The following is a 19,312-nucleotide window of genomic DNA, read 5'->3' as shown; positions in this document are numbered from 1 at the left end:
AGATCGCCCATCCGATCGCGCTCGAGCTGATGCGTGCCGCCGAGACCTACGACCCGGCGTCGGGCGTCGTCGCGGCCGAGCCGCGCCCTTACGAATCGTTCTTCGCCGAGGGCGCCAGGCCTTCCGAGGACGTGGTGACCTTCGTCAACGAGGCGGCGCGCAAGCGCGGCGCCAAGGGCTTCGACCTCAAGGCGACGGTCTTCCCCGTCGAGCTGCCGAGCCTCGACAAGACGGTGCGCGCCGAGATGGGCCGCGTGCTGGCGCCGCTCGCCGAGATCGTGCACGCCTACGATTGCGACGTGCTGCTGCTGTCGGGCCGGCCGTCACGGCTGCCCGGCATCCGCGGCCTCTTGATGGAGCTGCTGCCGCTGGCCCCCGAGCGCGTGATCTCGCTGCACGAGTATCGTGTCGGCGCCTGGTACCCGTTCCGCGACGCCCGGCTGCGCGTCGAGGATCCCAAGACCACGGTGGCGGTCGGCGCCATGATCGCAGCGCTTGCCCAGTCGCAGCTTCCCGACTTCTCCTTCCGCTCCGACCTCCTGCGCTCGCGCAGCATCGCCAAATACATCGGCAAGCTCGATGGCGGCGGCCGGCTGCAGCGCGAGGATCTGGTCTACCGCGACGTCGATCTCGACAATCGCGAGTACGAGCTGCCGGAGACGACCTTCGAGTTCCGCGGCCCCATGTGGCTCGGCGCACGGCAGCTCGACCTGGTGCGCTGGCCGGCGGCGCGACTCTATGCTCTCGAGTTCGCACGGCCCGAGCACGCCGAGCGGCACGCCCGCGAGACGCCGTTCAAGGTGGCGCTCGCTCGCGTCAAGCCGAAGGACAAGGATTCGGGCGACGTCGAACGTTTCCGCCTGCGCCAGGTGACCAATCGCGACGGCCGCGCCGTGGCGCTCGATCGCCTGACCTTGCGCCTGCAGACGCTGCCGCGGCGCGAAGGCTATTGGCTCGATACAGGCATGCTCAAGACCGGTTGAGGACATGGACACCGTCGATCTCAGACTGGCCCAGGATTGCGAGACGCTCGCCGTGGCGGCGAGCGAGGGCGTCACCTGGCTGAAGGGTGCGGCCGAGCAGTCGCCGACCGTGGCGCAGCAGGCGCCGTCGCTGATCAGCGAGCTATGGACACCGTCGATCTCAGACTGGCCCAGGATTGCGAGACGCTCGCCGTGGCGGCGAGCGAGGGCGTCACCTGGCTGAAGGGTGCGGCCGAGCAGTCGCCGACCGTGGCGCAGCAGGCGCCGTCGCTGATCAGCGAGCTGCAGAAGGTTCGCAACCAGAGCCGCAAGCTGGCGCGCGCTGCGCGACGGCGCATGTGCGTCGGCGTGTTCGGCCCCAGCCAGGCCGGCAAGTCCTACCTGGTCTCGATCCTGGCGAGCCGCGACGGCAATCCCCTGCAGGCGAAGTTCGCCGACCAGAGCTACGACTTCCTCAAGGAGATCAATCCGCCGGGCAATCGCGAGTCGACCGGCCTGGTGACGCGCTTCGGCCTGGGCCTCAGCGCCGGCGACAAGGATTTTCCGGTCCGCGTGCGCCTGTTGACGCAGACCGACATCGTAAAAATCCTGGGCAACTCCTTCCTGCTCGACTTCGATCACCAGAAGGCGGCCTTCGAGCGGCCCGATGGCGCCGCCATCCGCAAGCGCATCGCCGAGCTGCGCGCCAAGGCGATGCCCTCGCCGGTGGGCGATCTCGATGCCGACGACGTCCTCGACCTGATCGAGTATTTCGACACCTTCTTCGCCGGTGTCACCGCCGAGTTGCGCACCGACTACTGGCGCGAGGCGATCGAGCTGGCGCCGCGTCTCGGCGGGCGCGACCGTGCCCGGCTGTGGTCGCTGCTGTGGTACGATTTCGAGCCCTTCACCGAGCTCTACCTGACGCTCTACGACGGCCTGCAGCGGCTGTCGTTCGCACCCGAGGCGCTGCTCGGGATGGCCGCCCTGATTCCGCGCGAGAAGAGCATCGTCGACGTGCTGACGCTCGATCGCCTCGGCGCCGATTCATCGGACACGCTTGAGGTCCGGCCGTTGCACACCGACGGCCGCGCCGCTCCCGATGCGCGCCTGCCCCGCTCGCTGGTCTGCGCGCTCACCGCCGAGCTCAGCGTCGCGATCGCCGAGAAGCCATGGGACTTCTTCGATCACACCGACCTGCTCGATTTCCCCGGTGCGCGCTCGCGGCTGAAGCTCGCCAACCTCGAGGACGTCGCCAAGGCCAAGGGCGTCGCCGAAGGCGCCAACCCGCTGCGCGAGCTGCTGCTGCGCGGCAAGGTCGCCTATCTCTTCCAGCGTTACTCGGCCGAGCGCGAGCTCAGCGCCATCCTGCTGTGCATTCCCGACGGCAACCAGGAGGTTCGTGACCTCTCGGACATGATGACGGCATGGATCGACCAGACGATCGGCGCCACGCCAGCCGAGCGCGCCAAGCAGCGCAACGCGCTGTTCCTGGTGTTGAGCAAGATGGACCGCGAGTTCGAGCAGAAGGCCGGCGAGACCGAGGAATCCCGCCGCCTGCGCTGGTCGGCCCGTCTCAACAACTCGCTGATCAACAATTTCCGCGGCGAGTGGCCGACCAACTGGAACGGCCGGCCGTTCGACAACAGCTTCTGGCTGCGCAATCCGACCGTGATCGACGAACGGTTGATGGACTACGAGGCGGGCCGCGAGCTGGGTATCGCCGAATCGTTCGCCGAGCGGGCCGTCGAGCTGCGCGGCCACTTCGTCGAGAACCTCGACGTGCGCCGCCACTTCGCCGATCCGGCGCGCGCCTGGGACGAGGCGTTCCGGCCCAACGACGGCGGCGTCTCGTACCTTGTGCGCAGCCTGATCCCGGTGTGCGACCCGGTGATCAAGCGCGCCCAGGTGCGCGGCCAGCTCGACGTGCAGATCCGCCGCCTGGTCGACCGGCTTGCCGGCTTCCACAGCGCCGCCGACGGCGATTCGCGTGCCAAGAAGCGCGACCTCGTGCACACCGTGCTGCGCGGACTCGGGCCCTGCATTCAGCAGCAGCTGTTCGGCGAGCTGGTGGCCGCCCTGCATGTCGCCGAGAGCGCCCTGCGCGAGATCTATTTCCGCATTTCCACGGCGCGGCCGGCCGACGAGGTTGAGCGCCGCAACGGCAAGGCGCCGGCCCATGTCACCCAGGCGACCGGGGCCTCGGTCGATCTCGGCGCGATCTTCGCCGACGTGTTCGGCGATGAGCCCGGCCGCGGGGCGCCGCCGTCGGGCGTGCTGGAGGACCGCGCCGAGCGCTTCGCCCGCGAGGCCGCCGAATACTGGCTGGAGAACATGCGTCGGGTCGGCGCCGACGAGAAGGCGCTGTCGCATTTCGGCGTCGACCGCCAGCATCTCGGCTGGCTGATCGACGAGCTGGTGGTCGGCGCCCATCGCCTGAAGCTGATCGATCAGCTGAGCCACGAGGTGCGTGCACTCGAGAACGCCGCCAACGCCAAGTGGGAGGAGATTGCCGAGCGCCAGGTGCGCACCGCTTCCACGGCGCTGAACGGCTATGTCAGCGCGCTGGGCTTCGATCGCCTGCCGCTCGACCAGCGGCCCGGCCTGCCGCCCAACAGCCCGATGCGGCGGGTGTTCGAGACGCCGGCCATCGTCAACGGCGTGCCGACCTTGAGCGAGGATCCGCGACCGATCTATGCCGACTACTGCAAGGACTGGATGCGCGCCTTCCTGCAGCTCGCCATGGACAATGTCGGCTACGAGGGCGGCCGCGAGATCACGCCGGAGCAGAACGACCGCCTGGGCGCCATCCTGCGCGCGGTGCCGGCCTAGGCCACCGCCATGGCGATCCGCGCTTCCGTCCAGAGCCTGTCGGACCCCGGCCACGCCATCCTGCGCATCGGCGAGCTCGACGCCGCACCGCAGGGCTTGGCGCTGTCGATCCAGCGCCAGCAGGGCCCGGACATCCATCTCGGCGATGACGGCTGGCGGCGCACCGAGACCTGGCTGCAGCCCGAGCATGTCGAGCGCAAGGGCCAAGTGCTGGAATTCCATCTCGGTCCCGAGATCTGCGATCGCCTGGCCGGCATCGCCACGGTGCGCCTCAGGGTGAAGGAACCCGACATCGGGGTGGTCGCCACCACCGTGGTCGCCTGGCCGGCGATGTTGACCTCGGGCGCCGTCGATCCGTCGAGCCGCAATCTCGACGACACGATCCAGCTGCGCCGCAAGCGGGCGGCGCCACCGCCCGAACCCGAGCCGGAACCGGCGCCGGTATTCGAGCCGGCACCGACCCCACCCCCTCCGCCTCGGCCGGAGTTGCGTGCCTCGCGCGCCTTCGATCCGGAACCACCACCTCCCTCGGGCCGGACCGGCTGGCTGATTGCCGCCGTGGCCGCCGTCCTGCTCGTGGGCGGCGGTTACTACGTCTACACCAACCACATCGCGCCGCCGCCCGCCGACGGTCCGATCGCCGCGGCGCCGACAGCCCCCGCGCCAACCGCGCCGCCGCCGACGTCGGCAGCATCGCCCAAGAAATCGGTACGCGAGGTCGTGGGCGAATTCTTCGCCACCAAGCCGACGTCCGAGGCGATGCTCGCCAAGGCGCGCGACTACGCCAAGGCGGGCGACACGGCGGCGGCCTTCCTGGTGTTCCGCCGCGCCGCCGAGAGCGGCAGCGCGCCGGCGCAGCTCGAGATCGCGACGTTCTACGACCCGCTGGTGACCCCGTCGAAAGGCGGCTTCACGCCCGACGGCGCGCGCGCTGCCGAGTGGTACGAGCGCGCCGCGCTGGCCGGCCTGCCCGAGGCCCAGCGCCGGCTGGGCCTGCTGCTCGCCAAAGGCGGCGCCGGGCTTGGCGCCGATCCGGGGCGCGCGAAGAGCTGGCTGCAGCAGGCGGCGGCGCAGAATGATGCCGAGGCGAAGAAAGCCCTGGACGCGCTGCCGAGGTAACTTCGTTCCAGCCAGCCGCTTTGGCATCCTTGTTCTGCGGCCGGCCGAAGTCCTCGATAGGGTGCGAACATGAGCAAGGCTACCTATCCGCTGAAGCTTCCGGCATCGATCAAGAACGCCGCTGCGAAGCTTGCAAAAGAAGACGGCGTGTCACTGAACCAGTGGATCGCTTCCGCCGTCGCTGAGAAGGTCGGCGCCGTGGAGACCGCGGCGGAATTCTTCAAGCGACGCGCCGGCAAGGCGAAACCCAGAGATCTGCTGTGGTTCCTCGATCGCGCACCGGCCAAGCCTCCGGCGCACGGCGACGAGAAGGAATGAATTCATATCGCTCAGATGACGCTAGAGCGTCATCCACATGTGAAGCTCCAGCACTACCCACCAAGATCGTCGCTTGACCGGCCCTTCGAAGTACGGGGAGGAATCCGACAAGTGAGTTCTCCGCATGATTGAGGCCGTCTCCAGTGGCGACTCGAGAATCGGACGTGAGCTGGTACGCCTGCTGGTAGCCGAGGGTTGATCATCCCAAGCTGCGAGACCTGATGCCACGCGTCAAACCATCGGCGCGCCATGGTGTTCAGCCAACTCGAAAAACGCTGCCGCTTTCCGGCTCTCGGAATAGATCGACGCGCGTTCCGTCCCAGTGGTAATCGAGATGCCTGCCCTGCCGGGGATTGGACGCGAGATCGGGGTAGAAGAGCCCGGCGCATTCTCCGCCCGGATTGCGAACACTCGGATAAACGAGGCCTTCGGATGCTCCGTCACGAAGTAGCTCGCCCAGCGCTTGCGCTTCGCTGTAGTCGTCAGGGGCCAAGGCTGCGGCAAAGCCGGGCCTCTCACCACGCAAGTCGTGAAAATGGCCATCGATGTCGAGCACGATCTCCCGGAACTGCGACGTCCAGCCTGGCGGCTCCTTCGTCCTGGCCATGAAGCGTGCGTGATGATGAACTGTCTCGACCAATGCAGTCTCGAATTCCCGGCCAGCGTAGAGAACACCAAAGCGACCCTGGCTGAACCGGCTCGGACGGTCGGCACTTACATGGACGAAGGGCGCCATCAGCCAGGTCGCGCCCGCCCCTCCCACGCGGCGCCCGGCAGGCACCAGGTCGAGATTGCCGATGCTCTCCATGAGACGCGGATTGGTCTTCTGCTCCGCAGAGAGCAGAAGAGGCCAGTCGGCTGGATCAGCGACATCCTCGAACAGATCGATTGGTGGGAAGCGGCTTCGAACGATCCTTACTGCGCCTCGCCAATCGACCCGAGAGACGGCAACGATCGAGACATCGATCACCAAGCGCCCCGCTCGGCGTCGAGGTACCGGCGCACGCGCATCAGATCGGTCAGTTCTCCACCCAGCATGACGTCGAGCGCACTTCGATTGGCAAAGGCCTCATTAGGTGCTTTGATCCACGCATAGCCTCGATGTGGGTCGCTGAAGATGATCCGCAGTGCCTTGTGGATGCCCATGATGTTGGAAAGCCGCGCCTTGCCGTCGCGGTCAATGCGTCCCAAGTCACCCGCTTTCCAGCGTCGGAATGTGCGCACCGGCAAATCGAGAAGCATGGCGGCCTGGTCATCCGAGAGGTCCCAGTGGTGAAACAGGCTGAGCGCGGCACGAAACATCGCGGCGGCCTCTTCATCCGTAATGGGCGCAGGCGAGAACTCCGCAGGTGCCGTCGGAATTGGTTGAAGCACAGACATCGCCACATCTATTTGGCCTAAAATGGGGGATTTGATGCCATATGGCAATACCTCAGTTTGTCATTGGTTGCGCACAAGGACTTAGTCTATTGGTACGATACGGGTGCCATCCGGCAGCGATAGGGCAACGCTGCAAGCGGCGAAGGCGGTGTCGTGATCGTCCCGTCGGGAGCGGTGCGGGTGCTGGTGGCGACGCAGCCGATTGATTGCAAGCGAAGTTGTCAGGCCGCGTCGCGATGGAGTGCTTTCGGCTTGACGTAGGCGAAGGGCAAGAGTTCGTCGATGCGGCTCATGGGGTGTCGCGCGACGATCCTGGTAAGGACGTCGGTCAGATAGGCGGAGGGATCGACGTCGTTGAGCTTGCAGGTGGCGACGAGCGAGGCGATGACTGCCCAGTGCTGGCCGCCGCCGTCGGACCCGGCGAACAGGTGGTTCTTTCTGCCCAAAGTGATCGGCCGGATGGTGCGCTCGACGACGTTGTTGTCGAGCTCGACGCGGCCATCGTCGAGGAAGCGGCGGAGGCCTTGCCAGCGCGTCAGCGCGTAGCGGATCGCCTCGGCGATCTTGGCCTTGCCCGATATCAGGCCAAGCTGGCGCTCGAACCAGGGCTTGAGCGCCTCGAGGATCGGCTTGCTGCGCAGTTGGCGCATGCTGCGTCGCTGCTCCGCCGACTGGTTGCGGCACGCCGTCTCGATGGCATAGAGCGGAGCAATACGGGCGAGTGCCTCGCTGGCGATCGGCGCGGGCGTGCCGGAGGCCTGCAGGTCGTAGAGATACCGTCGCACGTGCGCCCAGCAAAATGCCAGCTCCACCGCACCAGCCGACGCCAGCTCGCGGTGATCCGCTCGAGCGAGACCCCGCTCTGGTGCTGCGCGACGTCGAGCAGGAGAAGCTGTCGGTTGCAGCCGCGTTGCGCGATTACGGTATCGTCGTGGATCCCACCGGACCAACGGTGGACGAAGTTGCGACGACGGTTGCAAGAGCCGCCCGACGATGACGCTTACCCAGGTGTCAGGGCCCTCGACCGCTGCGGAGGTGGTAGTCGACATACTTGCGTTGGATGACGATCTGCTCGGCCAGGTACCGGGCATCGTGCCACACGCCCCAGATGAACGAGGAGCCACGCCGCGACTGCCAGGGCAGACCGAGGAAGTAGAGGCCTGGTTCGGCCGACACGCCGCGCTGATGCCGCGGCTTGCCCTCCGCGTCGAAGACATCGAGCTCTATCCAGCCGTAGTCGGCGGCAAATCCCGTCGCCCAGATGATGGTGGTGATCCCGGCCTTCGCCAGGTCGAGCGACAGGACGGGACGGGTCGTGCAATCGGATTCCGGCCCGATGATCCTTGCCTCGGGCTCCTCCGGGAGATCGAGCCCGTAGCGGGCGACGTAGGCGTCGGCTTCGCCCAGCAGGCCGCGAAGGTTCGCATCGCCCCGTTCGAGATTGTCGACGAGGTCCGGCACGAAACCGATCGTGCCATGGGCATAGGCTTCCGTTCGCCCGACGAGGATCATCCCTTTCGCCGCGAGACGGCGGAAGTCGATGGTATGGCCGCCGCGCACGCCGCTCACGGCGATCGTCACGTGTTCCCTGCCCGGCTCGCGGGCCACGGCATCCCATTTGCCCAGGACACCCAGCCACCAGCAGTAGTCGCGGCCGCGGTAGGCTCGCGGCGGACGATCGTGCGGGCCGATCGAGAGGTAGACGCGCCGTCCTGCTTCGAGCAGCTCCTCGGCGATCTGGGTGCCCGAGGACCCGGATCCCACGACGAGGATCGCTCCTTCGGGCACCTGGGCCGGATTGCGGTAGCCGGTGGAGTGCATCTGCGCGATCCCGGCTCGCGGGGGAACCAAGCCGGGAACGACCGGACGCTGGAAGGCGCCGGTAGCCGCCACCACGCTGTCGGCCTCGATCACGCCGCTGGAGGTCTCGACGCGAAAGCCAGGACGACCCGCTTTCCTCTCGACCTTCAGGACCTCGATACCGCAACGGACTGGGGCAGCGATCTTCCCGGCATAGGCGACGAAATAGTCCGCTACCGTTTCCTTGGCGGCGAAATCGTCCGGGCCGACACTCCGGTCGACGTCGGAAAACGCGAGCCCCGGAAAGCGATCGTGCCAGGCCGGCCCGTTCGCGACCAACGAGTCCCAACGTTCCGACCGCCAGCGTTCGGCGATGCGATGCCGCTCGACGACGACATGAGGCACGCCCTGCTGGCCGAGATGCTCGCTCATGGCCAGCCCCGCCTGGCCGCCGCCGACGACGAGCGTGTCTATCTTCTCGACTGACATGGCTCGCCCCTTGTCGGCTCGGAAGAGTGCAGGACCCGGCCGCCGGACGTCCCGCGGTCCCGCTCCAGCCGGAACGACATGGCGAGGTCGCGGAACATCGTGGTCGCCGTGGCCCGCTCGGGGACGAGCGCGCCTACAGCGCCATCCGCGTATGCAGATCCAGCATCACCCAGATGCTGCCGCCGACCATCAGGAAGACCAGCACCGCCGTGAAGGCGACGGCGAGCAGATTCTCGCGCGCGCTGCGGCTGAAGCTCATGTGCAGGAAGAAACGCAGATGGACCAGGATCTGCAGCACGGCGGCGGCGGCGATGACCAGGACGGTCTGCGTCCTGGAGAGCGATTGCGTGGCGACCAGGGCGAACGGGATCGCCGTCAGGACGACGGCGAGCACGAAGCCCACGATGTAGTTCGCACGCGTGCCGTGGCTTTCCATCACATGAGCCCCGGAAGATAGACGACGGAGAAGATGCCGACCCAGGCGATGTCGAGGAAGTGCCAGAACAGGCCGAGGCGGAACAGGCGGGAAGTCACCGGCAGGCTGAGGCCCTTGACCATGACCTGGCCCATCATGATCAGGATCCAGACCAGGCCGGTGCTGACATGCACGCCATGGGTGCCGACCAGGGTGAAGAAGGCCGACAGGAAGCCGCTGCGGTCAGGCCCGGCGCCGGCACCGATCATGCCCAGGAACTCGCGCACCTCGAGGAACACGAAGCCGGCGCCCAGCACGAAGGTGAGGGCGAGCCAGCCCAGCACGGCGCCGCGGTTGCCCTCGCGCGCGGCCAGCGAGGCGAAGCCGAAGGTCGTGCTGCTGACCAGCAGCAGGGTGGTCTCGTAGGCGGCGTTGGACAGGCTGAAGAGGCTCTTGCCGGTCGGCCCGCCGTCGGTGTTGCCGGCCATGACGCCGTAGGTCATGAACAGCAGCGCGAAGATGACGGCATCGCTCATCAGGTAGAGCCAGAAGCCCAGCGAACGCTGCTCGTGGATCTCGGCCGCCTCCGATCCGCCGCCGCCATGCGCCGCCATCGTGCCGGCCCGGGTGTTCATGCCCGGCTGCCCAGGGCGCGGTAGCGCGCCTCCTCGATGCGCGCCACCTCGACGGCGCTCAGGCGATATTCCTGGTCGTCGTCGGACGAGCGCAGGATCATGGTCACCCACATCACGAGAGCACACGCCACGACCAGCCACCAGATGTGCCAGACCATGGCGAAGCCGAGGGCGAAGGCGAAGGCGCCCATGACGACGCCGACTGCCGAGCTCTTCGGCATCTCGATATCCTCGTACCGGGCGGGCTTCTCCCAGGCGACGCCGCGCTCCTTCATGTCGAGCAGCGGCTCGCGGTCGCGGACCTGCGGCAGGATGGCGAAATTGTAGGCCGGCGGCGGCGAGGCGGTCGCCCATTCGAGCGTGCGGCCGTCATAGGGATCGCCGGTGACGTCGGCGTCGCGCCGGCGGTCGCGGAAGGTCGCCAGCACCTGCAGGACGAGACAGGCGATGCCGATCAGGATCAGCAAGGCGCCGGCGGCGGCGGCCATCAGCCAGGGCGCCCATGTCGGGTCGTTGTACTGCTCCATGCGCCGCGGCATGCCCATGAAGCCCAGCACGTAGAGCGGCATGAACGCGAGATAGAAGCCGACGATCCAGCACCAGAAGGCACGCACGCCCAGGTAGCCGAACAGCACGCCCGGGATGATCATGTTGTGGAAGTGCGCGACCAGGAAGGTCGTGTTGTGCATCAGGAAGTCGGCCGGCGGCATCGCCAGCAGCACGCCGGTCATGCCGCCGATCACGAAGGTGACGATGAAGCCGATCGTGAACAGCATCGACGGGTGGAAGCTGATGCGGCCGCGATACATGGTGAGCAGCCAGTTGAACACCTTCACGCCGGTCGGCACAGCGATCACCATGGTCGTGATGCCGAAGAAGGCGTTGACCGTGGCGGAGGAGCCCATGGTGAAGAAATGGTGCAGCCATACGGTGAACGACAGGATGCCGATCGCCGCCGTGGCGTAGACCAGCGATTCGTAGCCGAACAGCCGCTTGCGGGCGAAGGTCGAGACGACCTCGGAGAACACGCCGAACGCCGGCAGGATCAGGATGTAGACCTCCGGATGGCCCCAGATCCAGAACAGGTTGACGTAGTTCATCATGTTGCCGCCGTGGTCGTTCGTGAAGAAGTGCATGCCGAGCAGGCGATCGAGCGCCAGCAGGCCGCACGCCACGGTGAGGGCGGGGAAAGCGAAGATCATCAGCACGCTGGTGACCAGCGCGGTCCAGGTGAACGGCGTCATGCGCATCAGGCTCATGCCCGGAGCGCGACGCTTCAGGATGGTGACGACGAAATTTATGCCCGACAGGGTCGAGCCGATGCCGCTGATCAGCAGCGCCCAGATCCAGTAATCGACGCCGACGCCGGGGTTGTACTGGATGCCCGAGTAGGGCGGATAGCCGGTCCAGCCGGCGGTCGAGAACTTGCCGATCACCAGCGAGACCATGACCAGGCCGGCGCCAGCCGCGCTCAGCCACAGGCTCAACGAGTTGAGGAACGGGAAGGCGACGTCGCGCGTGCCGATCTGCAGGGGCATGGCGAGGTTGACCAGGCCGGTCATGAACGGCATCGCCATGAAGAAGATCATGATCGTGCCGTGCGAGCTGAAGATCTGGTCGAAATGCTCGGGCGGCAGGTAGCCGCCGGAATTGAGCGCCATCGCCTGCTGGGCGCGCATCATGATGGCGTCGACGAAGCCGCGCAGCAGCATGATCAGCGCCAGCACGATGTACATCACGCCGATACGCTTGTGGTCGACGCTGGTCAGCCACTCGGTCCACAGGTACTTCCAGGCGCGCAGCCAGGTGATGATCAGGACGACCAGGGCCGCGCCGCCCACCGTCACCAGGGCACCGCCGGCGGCGATGGCGCTGTAGAGCGGCAGGGCTTCGATCGTGAGCTTGCCGAACATCCTCTATCTCCGGGCCGGCGCCGCCGCGGCGGGTTCCGGCATCCGATGGGCGTGGGTGTACTTCGCAATGATCGAGTCGAAAAGCTTGGGCTCGACCGTCGAGTAATAGGTGAACGGCACGTTGCGGCTGCGCACCACCAGCTTCGCGTAGGTCGGCGGATCGAGCTTGTCGGGCGACTGCTTGGCCTTGGCCACCCAGGCGTCGAACTCGGCCGGCGTGGTGGCCAGGACCTCGAAGAACTGATCCGAGAAGCCGCCGCCGCTATATTGCGTGTTGCGCCCGACGAACTTGCCCGGCTGGTTGGCCAGCATTTGCAGACGGGTCTGCATGCCGGCCATGGCATAGATCTGGCCGGCAAGCGCCGGTACGTAGAACGAGTTCATCACCGTATCGGAGGTGATGCGCAGGCTGATCGGCCGGCCGGCCGGGATGGCCATCTGGTTGACCGAGGCGACGCCCTGCTCGGGGTAGATGAACAGCCACTTCCAGTCCTGGCCCACGACCTGGATGTCGAGCGGCGGCACGTCGGAGGCGATCGGCCGGTAGGGGTCGAGCTTATGCGTGCTGCGCCATACCAGGATGGCAACGGCGATGACGATGGCCGCCGGGATCAGCCAGACGATGCTGTCGATCAGCGTCGATTCGGACCATTTCGGCTCGTAGCGCGCTGACCGGTTGGACGCGCGGTAGCGCCACGCGAACCAGAACGCCATCAGGATGACCGGCACGATCACCAGCATCATGACGCTGAAGGCATCGAACAGCAGGCCGCGCTGGGCGTCGGCGATCGGACCTTTGGGATTGAGCACGACCATGCGGTCGCAGCCGCCGGCCAGCAGAGCCATGCCGATGGCCGACGCCCAGCGTCGGGCTCTCCTCGTTACTTCCGTCACTCCCCCGCTCTCACCTGTCGTTGAGCAGCGACCCTAGAGTGAGGCTAGATGTAGTGTCGGGCAACGAATCTTTTTAGATACAGGCGTCGGCGCGCCAGTCGACCGGCTTGCTGGCAGCGCGCAGGAAGGCCGCCAGCCACGTCCCGCCCAGCGCATAGTTGGCCTTGGTTGCCTGCTGGTTTGTCGCGATGAACGTGTTGATGCCGACCGCCCGGCCGCACGCATCGACCAGCGGCCCGCCCGAGTTGCCAGCGGAGATGTCGGCCGAATGCAGGATGATGGGAGCGTTGCGTTCCTTGTTCTGCACCACGCTCACCGTCCCCTTGGTCAGCACGACCTGCGGCGAGGCCTTGAGGTCGCCGGCCGCCAGACGGCGCAGGTTGCGGTCCTGGGCGATGGCGATGGCCGGGTAGCCCGCCGCCACGACCTCGCTCAGGGCCGACGGTTCGGCCGCGATCGGCAGCGGCCGCGCGGTGCCCGGCGGCACATCGACCTGGATCACGGCGAAATCCGCCTGGGTCGCCTGGCCGGGCTGCGAGGTCGCCACCACCGTGCCGACATAGCCTGTCTTGAGATGCTTGCTCAGCACCAGCGCCTCGCCGCCCGGCGCCGTGCGCCCGATGACGTGGCGGTTGGTGATGACGAAATTGGGCGCCACGAAGAAGCCGGTGCCGCTGTCGCCGCGCTCGGAGATCACCAGCACGGTGGCCTGCTCGAGGGCGGCCGCGAGGTCGGCGGCGTTCATCTTGCCCGCCTTGGCAGCCGCCGCCGCCGAGGCGACCGTCGGCACGACAGCCGGGCCGGGAACGGCACCGGGGATGGCCTCCGACTTGCGCTCCGGCAGCGCCCCGGCGGGCGCCGGCGTGCTGCCGGGCGGCGTCTTGCCGGTCGGATCCTTCAGCGTGCAGACATCGGCGCGCAGCCGCTCCTTCAACAGCGCGATCTGGTCCTCGACCTGCTTGTTGGCAGCCTTCTGCTTCTCGATCTGCTCTTCCAGTGCCTTCACCTGGGCGGCATCCGGGCCGGGCGGGGCCGGCGGTGGCGGTGGAGCAGGCAGTTGGACCGCCACGTTCACGATCGGCCGGTAGAACAGGTACCAGCCGAGGGCGAGGCCGGCGGCGATAAGCAGGAAACCGCCGACCAGGGCGCCCAGGATGAGCGGCCAGCGCGGCTTCGAGGGTTCGTTCGTCGGTTGATTCTCGGCCATGGGAGGGCAGTTGGGCTCCGCGGAGGAAACGCAGTCAATACCCTCGCGGCGGCGGAATTTGGGCGAGCGGAGGGCTGCAGGGCGATGCCACCGCTTTGACGCTGCTCCGGCAGCGACCTATCGTTCCGCGCAGCATCGTTCACGGCACAGGCAACATCGCCGCACGAGGGAGGTCCCGCATGAGCTTCATCCGACGCATGGATCACTTCACGATCGTCACCGACAAGCCGGAGCAGACCAAGGAGTTCTACGGCGCGCTCGGCCTGCATCCGGGCGCCCGCCCGAACTTCCAGGTGCCGGGTTATTGGCTCTATGCCGACGAGGGCAAGCCGATCCTGCACGTCATCGAGGTCAAGCAGATGCCGAACCCGGTGCGCGGCGGGCTCGACCACATGGCCTTCCGCGGCGAGAACCTGGGCGGCGTGCTCGCCCATCTCGACAAGAACCAGGTCAAGTATCGCCTGCGCCGCGCCCCCGAGCCGTTCCGCACCTGGCAGCTCTTCTGCTTCGATCCCAACGGCATCGAGGTCGAGATGGACTTCGATCCCGCCGAGGCCGGTCCCGCCGATGTCGAGGACGCCGGCCAGATGTCCGAGACCGCGCGCCGCATGGCGCCGGCCTGAGCAAGAATTAATTCCCCTCCCCAACTTCGTTGGGGAGGTGTCCGCGTCATCGCGGACGGAGGGGTCATGAGCGTCAGTGATGGTGCCCATGACCCCTCCGCCGCCGTATGACGGCGACACCTCCCCAGCGAAGCTGGGGAGGAGAGCAAGAGGCGCGTCCGAATCATGAGTAGCACCACTTTCTCCGAACAGGCGCGAGCGCCCGCCAAGGCTGCGGCGCCGACCGCGGAGGACTATATCGAGCGGGTGCGCGCGCTGGCGCCGCTGTTCGCAGCGGCGCGCGACTACGAAGAGGACGCGCGCGAGCTCGACCCGAAGCTGGTGGCCGGCATGCATGCGGCCGGGCTGTTCCGCATGCTGCTGCCGCGCTGGCTGAACGGCGGTGCGCTCGACACGCTCTCCTACACGCGCGTGGTCGAGGAGATCGCCAAGTTCGATGGCAGCGCCGCCTGGTGCGTCAACCAGGGCTCGGGCTGCTCGATGGCGGCGGGCTATCTCGACCGCGAGACGGCGCACAAGATCTTCCGCGATCCCGACGGTGTGCTGGCCTGGGGACCGAGCCCGGGTGCCAAGGCGATCGCCACCGACGGCGGATACATCGTCAACTACAGCGGCGCCTTCGCCAGCGGCAGCCGCCACGCCACCTGGCTCGGCGCCCACTGCCTGGTACACGAGGCCGACGGCAGCCCGCGCCTCACCGCCAACAAGCATCCGGAACTGCGCGCCATGCTGTTCCCCAAGGCGCAGGCCGAGGTGAAGGACGTCTGGCACGTCGTCGGACTGCGCGGCACGGGCAGCGATTCGTTCGTCGTCAAGGACCTGTTCGTTCCCGCCCGGCACAGCTTCCTGCGCGACGATGCGGCGACGCGCCTCGATCCCAGCCCGCACTATCGCTACGCCAGCACGATGGTCTATTCGTCGGGCTTCGCCCACGTGGCACTGGGCATCGCCCGCGCGGTGATAGACGAGTTCATGGCGCTCGCCACCCACAAGACGCCGCGCGACTACCGCAACACGCTCAGGGAAAGCGCGCTGGTCCAGGCCGACGTGGCACAGGCCGAAGCCAGGTGGACCGCCGCCCGGCACTACCTGCGCGCCGTCGTCGCCGATGCCTGGCACGAGATCGACAAGGGCGCGCATCCGACCGAACCGCAGCGCGTCGCCATCAGGCTCGCCTCGACCCATGCGATCCACGCCGCCAAGGACGTGGTCGACAGCCTGTACGACGCGGCCGGGGCGAATGCGATCATGGAGGCCGGCCCGTTCGAACGGCGCTTCCGCGACATCCATGCGGTGACCCAGCAGCTCCAGGGCCGCAAGGCCCACTTCGAGACCGTCGGCCGGTACCTGCTCGGCCTCCCGCTCAACCTCGACCGCGCGCAGATCTAGCGGCTCGCGCTCGCAAGGACGCTCCCCTCGATGGACTTCGACCTGGCGACGATCAAGCTGCCGGCGATCGTCGGCTACATCCTGGGCGGTGTGCTGATCGGGCCGCGCGCGCTGGGCGTCTTCCCCCAGCAGGGCGCGGTGCCGACTTTCTTCGCCGAGCTCGGCAAGCTCCTGCTGATGTTCTTCGTCGGCCTCGAGGTCGACCTGCGGCAGTTCGTGGCCCATCGCACGAAATCGCTGCTGTTCGGACTGGCAACCTTCAGCTTGCCCATGGTGGCCGGCACGGCCGCCGGGTTCGCCTTCGGCTATGGCGCGATCTCGGCGATCCTGGTCGGCTCCCTGCTCGCCTCGCATACGCTGATCGCCTATCCCCTGGTCATCGCGGCCGGCCTCAGCAACCGCCCGGCCGTCACCATCACGGTAGGCGCCACGATCCTGACCGACATGCTGTCGCTGTTCGTGCTCGCCATCTGCCTGACCGTGCACAAGTCCGGCTTCGATCCGTGGTCGTTCGCGATCCAGGTCGGCGAGCTGATCCTGTTCATCGCCGTCATGATCTATGTCGTCGGACCGGTCGGACGCTGGGCGTTCAACAAGCTCGGCCGTTCGGACGAGGCCTGCTTCACCCTGATGATGGCGATCGTGGCGCTGGGCTCGACCTTCGCCGAGGCACTCGAGCTCGACGGCATCCTGGGTGCCTTCCTGGCCGGCCTCGCGGTCAACGAGGCGGTGCGCGGCACGCCGGCCAAGGAGAAGATCGAGTTCCTGGGCAACATCTTCTTCATCCCCGCTTTCTTCGTCGTCACCGGCTTCCTGATCGACCTGCACGTGTTCGCGGCCACCATCGTCTCGACTCCGGGCCTCGTGCTGGCGATCGTGCTGGGCCTGATCGGCTCGAAATGGCTGGCCGCCGAGTATGTCGGCCGGGCGTGGCGCATGCCCACCAACGACCGCGGCCTGATGGCGTCGCTTACCATACCGCAGGTCGCCGCCACGCTCGCCGCGGCGCTGGTCGGCTACCAGGCGATCAACAAGGCGGGCGAGCGGCTGCTCGACGCCGCCATGCTGAACACCGTCCTGGTGCTGGTCATCGTGACCTCGGTCGTCGGGCCGGTGCTCACCCAGCACTACATTCGCCGCCTGAACGGCGCCGCGAGCCCGATCCCCGGCCGCTCGTCGGTTCTGGGCCGCAGCGAAAAATCCGCCGACTGACCCTCGACTTTAGTGCATATACACCTAATATTACAGCCCTCGACCGACAAGAGCCGTGCGCCTACGGTCGGCGGCAGCAACAGCGAAGGAGAGTTCCATGACGGCCTGCATCGTCGGATGGTCGCACGGCAAGTTCGGCAAGCTCGACGGCGAGACCAGTGAGTCGCTGATCGTCAAGGCGGCGAGCGACGCCATCGCCCATGCCGGGATCGAGCCCAAGGACATCGACGTCATCTATGTCGGCAACATGAACGGCGGCTTCGTGCGCCAGGAGTTCCATTCGTCGCTGCCGCTGCAGACCCATCCCGACCTGCGCTTCAAGCCGTCGACCCGGGTCGAGAATGCCTGCGCCACCGGCTCGGCCGCGATCCACATGGGCCTGAACACGCTGGCCGCCGGCAAGGCGCGCTTCGTGCTGGTGGTCGGCGTCGAGAAGATGACCGAGCTCAACTCCGCCCAGGCCGGCGAGGTGCTGATCAAGGCGTCCTATGTCGCCGAGGAGGCCAATATCGAGGCCGGTTTCGCCGGCATCTTCGGCAAGATCACCTCGGCCTACTTCCAGCGCTATGGCGACAAGTCGGACGCGCTCGCCAAGATCGCGGTCAAGGCGCACAAGAACGGCGCCAAGAACCCGTTCGCGCACTTCCAGAAGGAGTTCGCCTACGAGTTCTGCCGCACCCCGTCGGACAAGAACCCGTTCGTCGCCGGCCCGCTCAAGCGCACCGACTGCTCGCCGGTCACCGACGGCGCGGCCGCCGTGGTGCTGGCCGATGTCGGCACGGCGCTTGGCCTGAAGCAGGCGATCGCCTTCCGCGCCGCCGAGCACGTCAACGACTTCCTGCCGATGAGCCGGCGCGACATCATCAAGTTCGAGGGCCCGCAGCTTGCCTGGAAGAAGGCGCTGGCGGCGGCCCGTCTCGACCTGCTCGATCTGTCCTTCGTCGAAAGCCACGACTGCTTCACCTCGGCCGAGCTGATCGAGTACGAAGCGATGGGCCTCACCGCGCCGGGCGAAGGCGAGCGGGCGATCCACGAAGGCTGGGTCGAGCGCGACGGCAAGCTGCCGGTCAACGTCTCGGGCGGGCTGAAGGCCAAGGGCCATCCGGTCGGCGCCACCGGCGTCTCGATGCACGTGATGACCGCGATGCAGCTCTCCGGCACCGCGCCGGGCGCGCTGCAGCTGCCCAAGGCGACGCTGGGCGGCGTCTTCAACATGGGTGGCGCGGCGGTGGCGAACTACGTCAGCATCCTCGAGCCGCTGCGTTAGGCAGGAACGGTTCCGATTTGATGGAGCCGCTTGCGGCTCCATCATTCGGCCGCTCGCAACACGCCAGGCCGAGAGATGGGCCAGGCCGGAGAGACTAGGTCCGGCTCCGGCGCGATCGCATGGCCACGAAGCGAACTGGCGTCACGATCGTAACGTCCGGGAAAAGCCCGGCCATGTGCCGCGTGTTCCATGTGACGATCACCGATATTCCGTGATCAACGGCAACCTGCCCAATCAGGGCATCGTAGAGCCGCGCACCGATCCCTCCTGCTGCCGCATATCGGCAAACAGTGTCGAAAGTCTGCGACGGCGTCAGCCCGACCAAGCTCGTGACAGCGCGGACGCGCTCGAGAGCGACCCGAGTGTGGCTGGCGGCAAAGCCGAAGGGAGCCGGGCGGGTCAGAGTGGCATAGGTCTCGGCGTAGCTATGGGCTGCGACGGCGAAGGTCCCTGGGCTGCCTTCGGCAAACAACGCGAAGGAAGCTGCGTGATGCTCATGCGCCTCTACCAAGCAGGCGATGATCACGTTACTGTCGAGAAGAGCCGAAGGCGTCGTCAAGGCATACGATTGCGAACATCTTCAAGCGCTGCCTCAGCTTCGGAGAAGCTGATCTTGCGCTTCCTGCCCGCCGGAAAGACCAGCAACGGCCCGCGCCGCACCAAAGATCCAATCGCCCGAGGTTCCGCAGCCGGTACATAGCCGCGCAACGCATCCTCGATGATCTCTGTGGCGGTCATCCCCGTGCGGCGGGCGACTTCACGCACGCGTTCGCGGGCAAAAGCCGAGCGGATATTCAGTTGTGCAACGATACGGCGCGACATGTTCGCGACCTCCAACAGAGAGATTAGCACGACCT

The 19,312-nt window shown here is 67.1% G+C and carries 20 protein-coding genes and 1 pseudogene; 10 read left to right on the top strand and 11 right to left on the bottom strand.

The annotated features are described in order from the left end of the window. The 5 genes from ACILR9_RS35435 to ACILR9_RS35415 all read left to right on the top strand — a co-directional run. Positions 1–983, top strand: a 983-nt coding sequence (locus ACILR9_RS35435; RefSeq protein WP_395714706.1) for a virulence factor SrfB, incomplete at its 5' end; no start/stop codon positions are given. Positions 984–987: 4 nt separating this feature from the next. Next, positions 988–1,206, top strand: a complete 219-nt coding sequence (locus tag ACILR9_RS35430) for a hypothetical protein (RefSeq protein ID WP_395714705.1) — start codon at positions 988–990, stop codon at positions 1,204–1,206. Then, positions 1,128–3,794, top strand: coding sequence for a virulence factor SrfC family protein (locus ACILR9_RS35425; protein ID WP_395714704.1), 2,667 nt, complete (start codon positions 1,128–1,130; stop codon positions 3,792–3,794). The genes ACILR9_RS35430 and ACILR9_RS35425 overlap by 79 nt, the downstream gene beginning before the upstream one ends. 9 nt (positions 3,795–3,803) lie before the next feature. Beyond that, complete coding sequence (locus tag ACILR9_RS35420) at positions 3,804–4,913, top strand: tetratricopeptide repeat protein (RefSeq protein WP_395714703.1); 1,110 nt, start codon at positions 3,804–3,806, stop codon at positions 4,911–4,913. A gap of 69 nt (positions 4,914–4,982) precedes the next feature. After that, positions 4,983–5,231 carry a pilus assembly protein HicB gene (locus ACILR9_RS35415; protein ID WP_395714702.1) on the top strand — a complete coding sequence of 83 codons (249 nt, stop codon included), beginning with the start codon at positions 4,983–4,985 and terminating at the stop codon, positions 5,229–5,231. A gap of 256 nt (positions 5,232–5,487) precedes the next feature. On the opposite strand, the gene ACILR9_RS35410 is transcribed toward ACILR9_RS35415, so the two are convergent. The 3 genes and pseudogenes from ACILR9_RS35410 to tnpC form a co-directional block, all read right to left on the bottom strand. Beyond that, a complete protein-coding gene (locus tag ACILR9_RS35410) occupies positions 5,488–6,204 on the bottom strand; it encodes an RES family NAD+ phosphorylase (RefSeq protein WP_395714701.1) in 717 nt (238 codons plus the stop codon). Then, on the bottom strand, positions 6,198–6,611 hold the full coding sequence (locus ACILR9_RS35405) for an antitoxin Xre-like helix-turn-helix domain-containing protein (protein ID WP_395714700.1): 414 nt from the start codon (positions 6,609–6,611) through the stop codon (positions 6,198–6,200). The genes ACILR9_RS35410 and ACILR9_RS35405 overlap by 7 nt, the downstream gene beginning before the upstream one ends. A 221-nt stretch (positions 6,612–6,832) precedes the next feature. After that, positions 6,833–7,450 (bottom strand): annotated as a pseudogene (gene tnpC, locus ACILR9_RS35400) (IS66 family transposase); the annotation flags it as partial. 26 nt (positions 7,451–7,476) lie between these two features. On the opposite strand from tnpC, the gene ACILR9_RS35395 reads away from it, so the two are divergent. Next, the gene (locus ACILR9_RS35395) at positions 7,477–7,608 is read left to right on the top strand and encodes a hypothetical protein (RefSeq protein WP_395714708.1); all 132 of its coding nucleotides are present in this window, start codon (positions 7,477–7,479) and stop codon (positions 7,606–7,608) included. 14 nt (positions 7,609–7,622) lie between these two features. Here the strand turns inward: ACILR9_RS35395 and ACILR9_RS35390 are convergent, their stop codons facing one another. From ACILR9_RS35390 to ACILR9_RS35365, 6 genes are all read right to left on the bottom strand, one after another. After that, complete coding sequence (locus ACILR9_RS35390) at positions 7,623–8,900, bottom strand: flavin-containing monooxygenase (protein WP_395714699.1); 1,278 nt, start codon at positions 8,898–8,900, stop codon at positions 7,623–7,625. Positions 8,901–9,033: 133 nt separating this feature from the next. Further along, the gene (gene cyoD, locus ACILR9_RS35385; protein ID WP_395714698.1) at positions 9,034–9,336 is read right to left on the bottom strand and encodes a cytochrome o ubiquinol oxidase subunit IV; all 303 of its coding nucleotides are present in this window, start codon (positions 9,334–9,336) and stop codon (positions 9,034–9,036) included. Then, complete coding sequence (cyoC, locus tag ACILR9_RS35380; RefSeq protein WP_395714697.1) at positions 9,336–9,950, bottom strand: cytochrome o ubiquinol oxidase subunit III; 615 nt, start codon at positions 9,948–9,950, stop codon at positions 9,336–9,338. The genes cyoD and cyoC overlap by 1 nt, the downstream gene beginning before the upstream one ends. Further along, positions 9,947–11,863 carry a cbb3-type cytochrome c oxidase subunit I gene (locus tag ACILR9_RS35375; RefSeq protein ID WP_395714696.1) on the bottom strand — a complete coding sequence of 639 codons (1,917 nt, stop codon included), beginning with the start codon at positions 11,861–11,863 and terminating at the stop codon, positions 9,947–9,949. Before ACILR9_RS35375 ends, cyoC begins: the two co-directional genes overlap by 4 nt. Positions 11,864–11,866: 3 nt before the next feature. Continuing rightward, a complete protein-coding gene (cyoA, locus tag ACILR9_RS35370) occupies positions 11,867–12,757 on the bottom strand; it encodes a ubiquinol oxidase subunit II (RefSeq protein WP_395714695.1) in 891 nt (296 codons plus the stop codon). A gap of 73 nt (positions 12,758–12,830) precedes the next feature. Next, positions 12,831–13,964, bottom strand: coding sequence for a serine protease (locus tag ACILR9_RS35365; RefSeq protein WP_395714694.1), 1,134 nt, complete (start codon positions 13,962–13,964; stop codon positions 12,831–12,833). Positions 13,965–14,143: 179 nt separating this feature from the next. Here ACILR9_RS35365 and ACILR9_RS35360 point away from each other — a divergent pair, with 179 nt between their 5' ends. From ACILR9_RS35360 to ACILR9_RS35345, 4 genes are all read left to right on the top strand, one after another. Continuing rightward, complete coding sequence (locus ACILR9_RS35360; RefSeq protein WP_395714693.1) at positions 14,144–14,587, top strand: VOC family protein; 444 nt, start codon at positions 14,144–14,146, stop codon at positions 14,585–14,587. Positions 14,588–14,752: 165 nt separating this feature from the next. Continuing rightward, positions 14,753–15,976: an acyl-CoA dehydrogenase family protein gene (locus ACILR9_RS35355; protein ID WP_395714692.1), complete on the top strand. Its 1,224-nt coding sequence runs from the start codon at positions 14,753–14,755 to the stop codon at positions 15,974–15,976. Positions 15,977–16,006: 30 nt separating this feature from the next. Then, a complete protein-coding gene (locus ACILR9_RS35350) occupies positions 16,007–17,188 on the top strand; it encodes a cation:proton antiporter (RefSeq protein ID WP_395714691.1) in 1,182 nt (393 codons plus the stop codon). A gap of 97 nt (positions 17,189–17,285) precedes the next feature. Further along, complete coding sequence (locus ACILR9_RS35345; RefSeq protein WP_395714690.1) at positions 17,286–18,455, top strand: acetyl-CoA acetyltransferase; 1,170 nt, start codon at positions 17,286–17,288, stop codon at positions 18,453–18,455. A gap of 94 nt (positions 18,456–18,549) precedes the next feature. Here ACILR9_RS35345 and ACILR9_RS35340 read toward each other — a convergent pair whose 3' ends face one another. Then, positions 18,550–19,014 carry a type II toxin-antitoxin system VapC family toxin gene (locus ACILR9_RS35340; RefSeq protein ID WP_395714689.1) on the bottom strand — a complete coding sequence of 155 codons (465 nt, stop codon included), beginning with the start codon at positions 19,012–19,014 and terminating at the stop codon, positions 18,550–18,552. Next, entirely contained in the window at positions 19,011–19,277 is a 267-nt protein-coding gene (locus ACILR9_RS35335; protein WP_395714688.1) for a type II toxin-antitoxin system VapB family antitoxin, read from the bottom strand. The genes ACILR9_RS35340 and ACILR9_RS35335 overlap by 4 nt, the downstream gene beginning before the upstream one ends. Positions 19,278–19,312: the final 35 nt, after the last annotated feature.

The organism is Reyranella sp. (genome assembly GCF_044224635.1).
Lineage (GTDB): Bacteria > Pseudomonadota > Alphaproteobacteria > Reyranellales > Reyranellaceae > Reyranella.
The sequence above is the reverse complement of the archived record's forward strand: the minus strand, read 5'-3'. Positions and strand labels throughout refer to the sequence as shown.

Excerpts from the sequence above, each read along its gene's own strand:
- ACILR9_RS35430 (WP_395714705.1), top strand. The coding sequence starts at position 988 with ATGGACACCGTCGATCTCAGACTGGCCCAGGATTGCGAGACGCTCGCC.
- ACILR9_RS35425 (WP_395714704.1), top strand. The coding sequence starts at position 1,128 with ATGGACACCGTCGATCTCAGACTGGCCCAGGATTGCGAGACGCTCGCC.
- ACILR9_RS35420 (WP_395714703.1), top strand. The coding sequence starts at position 3,804 with ATGGCGATCCGCGCTTCCGTCCAGAGCCTGTCGGACCCCGGCCACGCC.
- ACILR9_RS35415 (WP_395714702.1), top strand. The coding sequence starts at position 4,983 with ATGAGCAAGGCTACCTATCCGCTGAAGCTTCCGGCATCGATCAAGAAC.
- ACILR9_RS35405 (WP_395714700.1), bottom strand. The coding sequence starts at position 6,611 with ATGTCTGTGCTTCAACCAATTCCGACGGCACCTGCGGAGTTCTCGCCT.
- ACILR9_RS35390 (WP_395714699.1), bottom strand. The coding sequence starts at position 8,900 with ATGTCAGTCGAGAAGATAGACACGCTCGTCGTCGGCGGCGGCCAGGCG.
- cyoD (WP_395714698.1), bottom strand. The coding sequence starts at position 9,336 with ATGGAAAGCCACGGCACGCGTGCGAACTACATCGTGGGCTTCGTGCTC.
- cyoC (WP_395714697.1), bottom strand. The coding sequence starts at position 9,950 with ATGAACACCCGGGCCGGCACGATGGCGGCGCATGGCGGCGGCGGATCG.
- ACILR9_RS35375 (WP_395714696.1), bottom strand. The coding sequence starts at position 11,863 with ATGTTCGGCAAGCTCACGATCGAAGCCCTGCCGCTCTACAGCGCCATC.
- ACILR9_RS35365 (WP_395714694.1), bottom strand. The coding sequence starts at position 13,964 with ATGGCCGAGAATCAACCGACGAACGAACCCTCGAAGCCGCGCTGGCCG.
- ACILR9_RS35360 (WP_395714693.1), top strand. The coding sequence starts at position 14,144 with ATGAGCTTCATCCGACGCATGGATCACTTCACGATCGTCACCGACAAG.
- ACILR9_RS35355 (WP_395714692.1), top strand. The coding sequence starts at position 14,753 with ATGAGTAGCACCACTTTCTCCGAACAGGCGCGAGCGCCCGCCAAGGCT.
- ACILR9_RS35350 (WP_395714691.1), top strand. The coding sequence starts at position 16,007 with ATGGACTTCGACCTGGCGACGATCAAGCTGCCGGCGATCGTCGGCTAC.
- ACILR9_RS35345 (WP_395714690.1), top strand. The coding sequence starts at position 17,286 with ATGACGGCCTGCATCGTCGGATGGTCGCACGGCAAGTTCGGCAAGCTC.
- ACILR9_RS35335 (WP_395714688.1), bottom strand. The coding sequence starts at position 19,277 with ATGTCGCGCCGTATCGTTGCACAACTGAATATCCGCTCGGCTTTTGCC.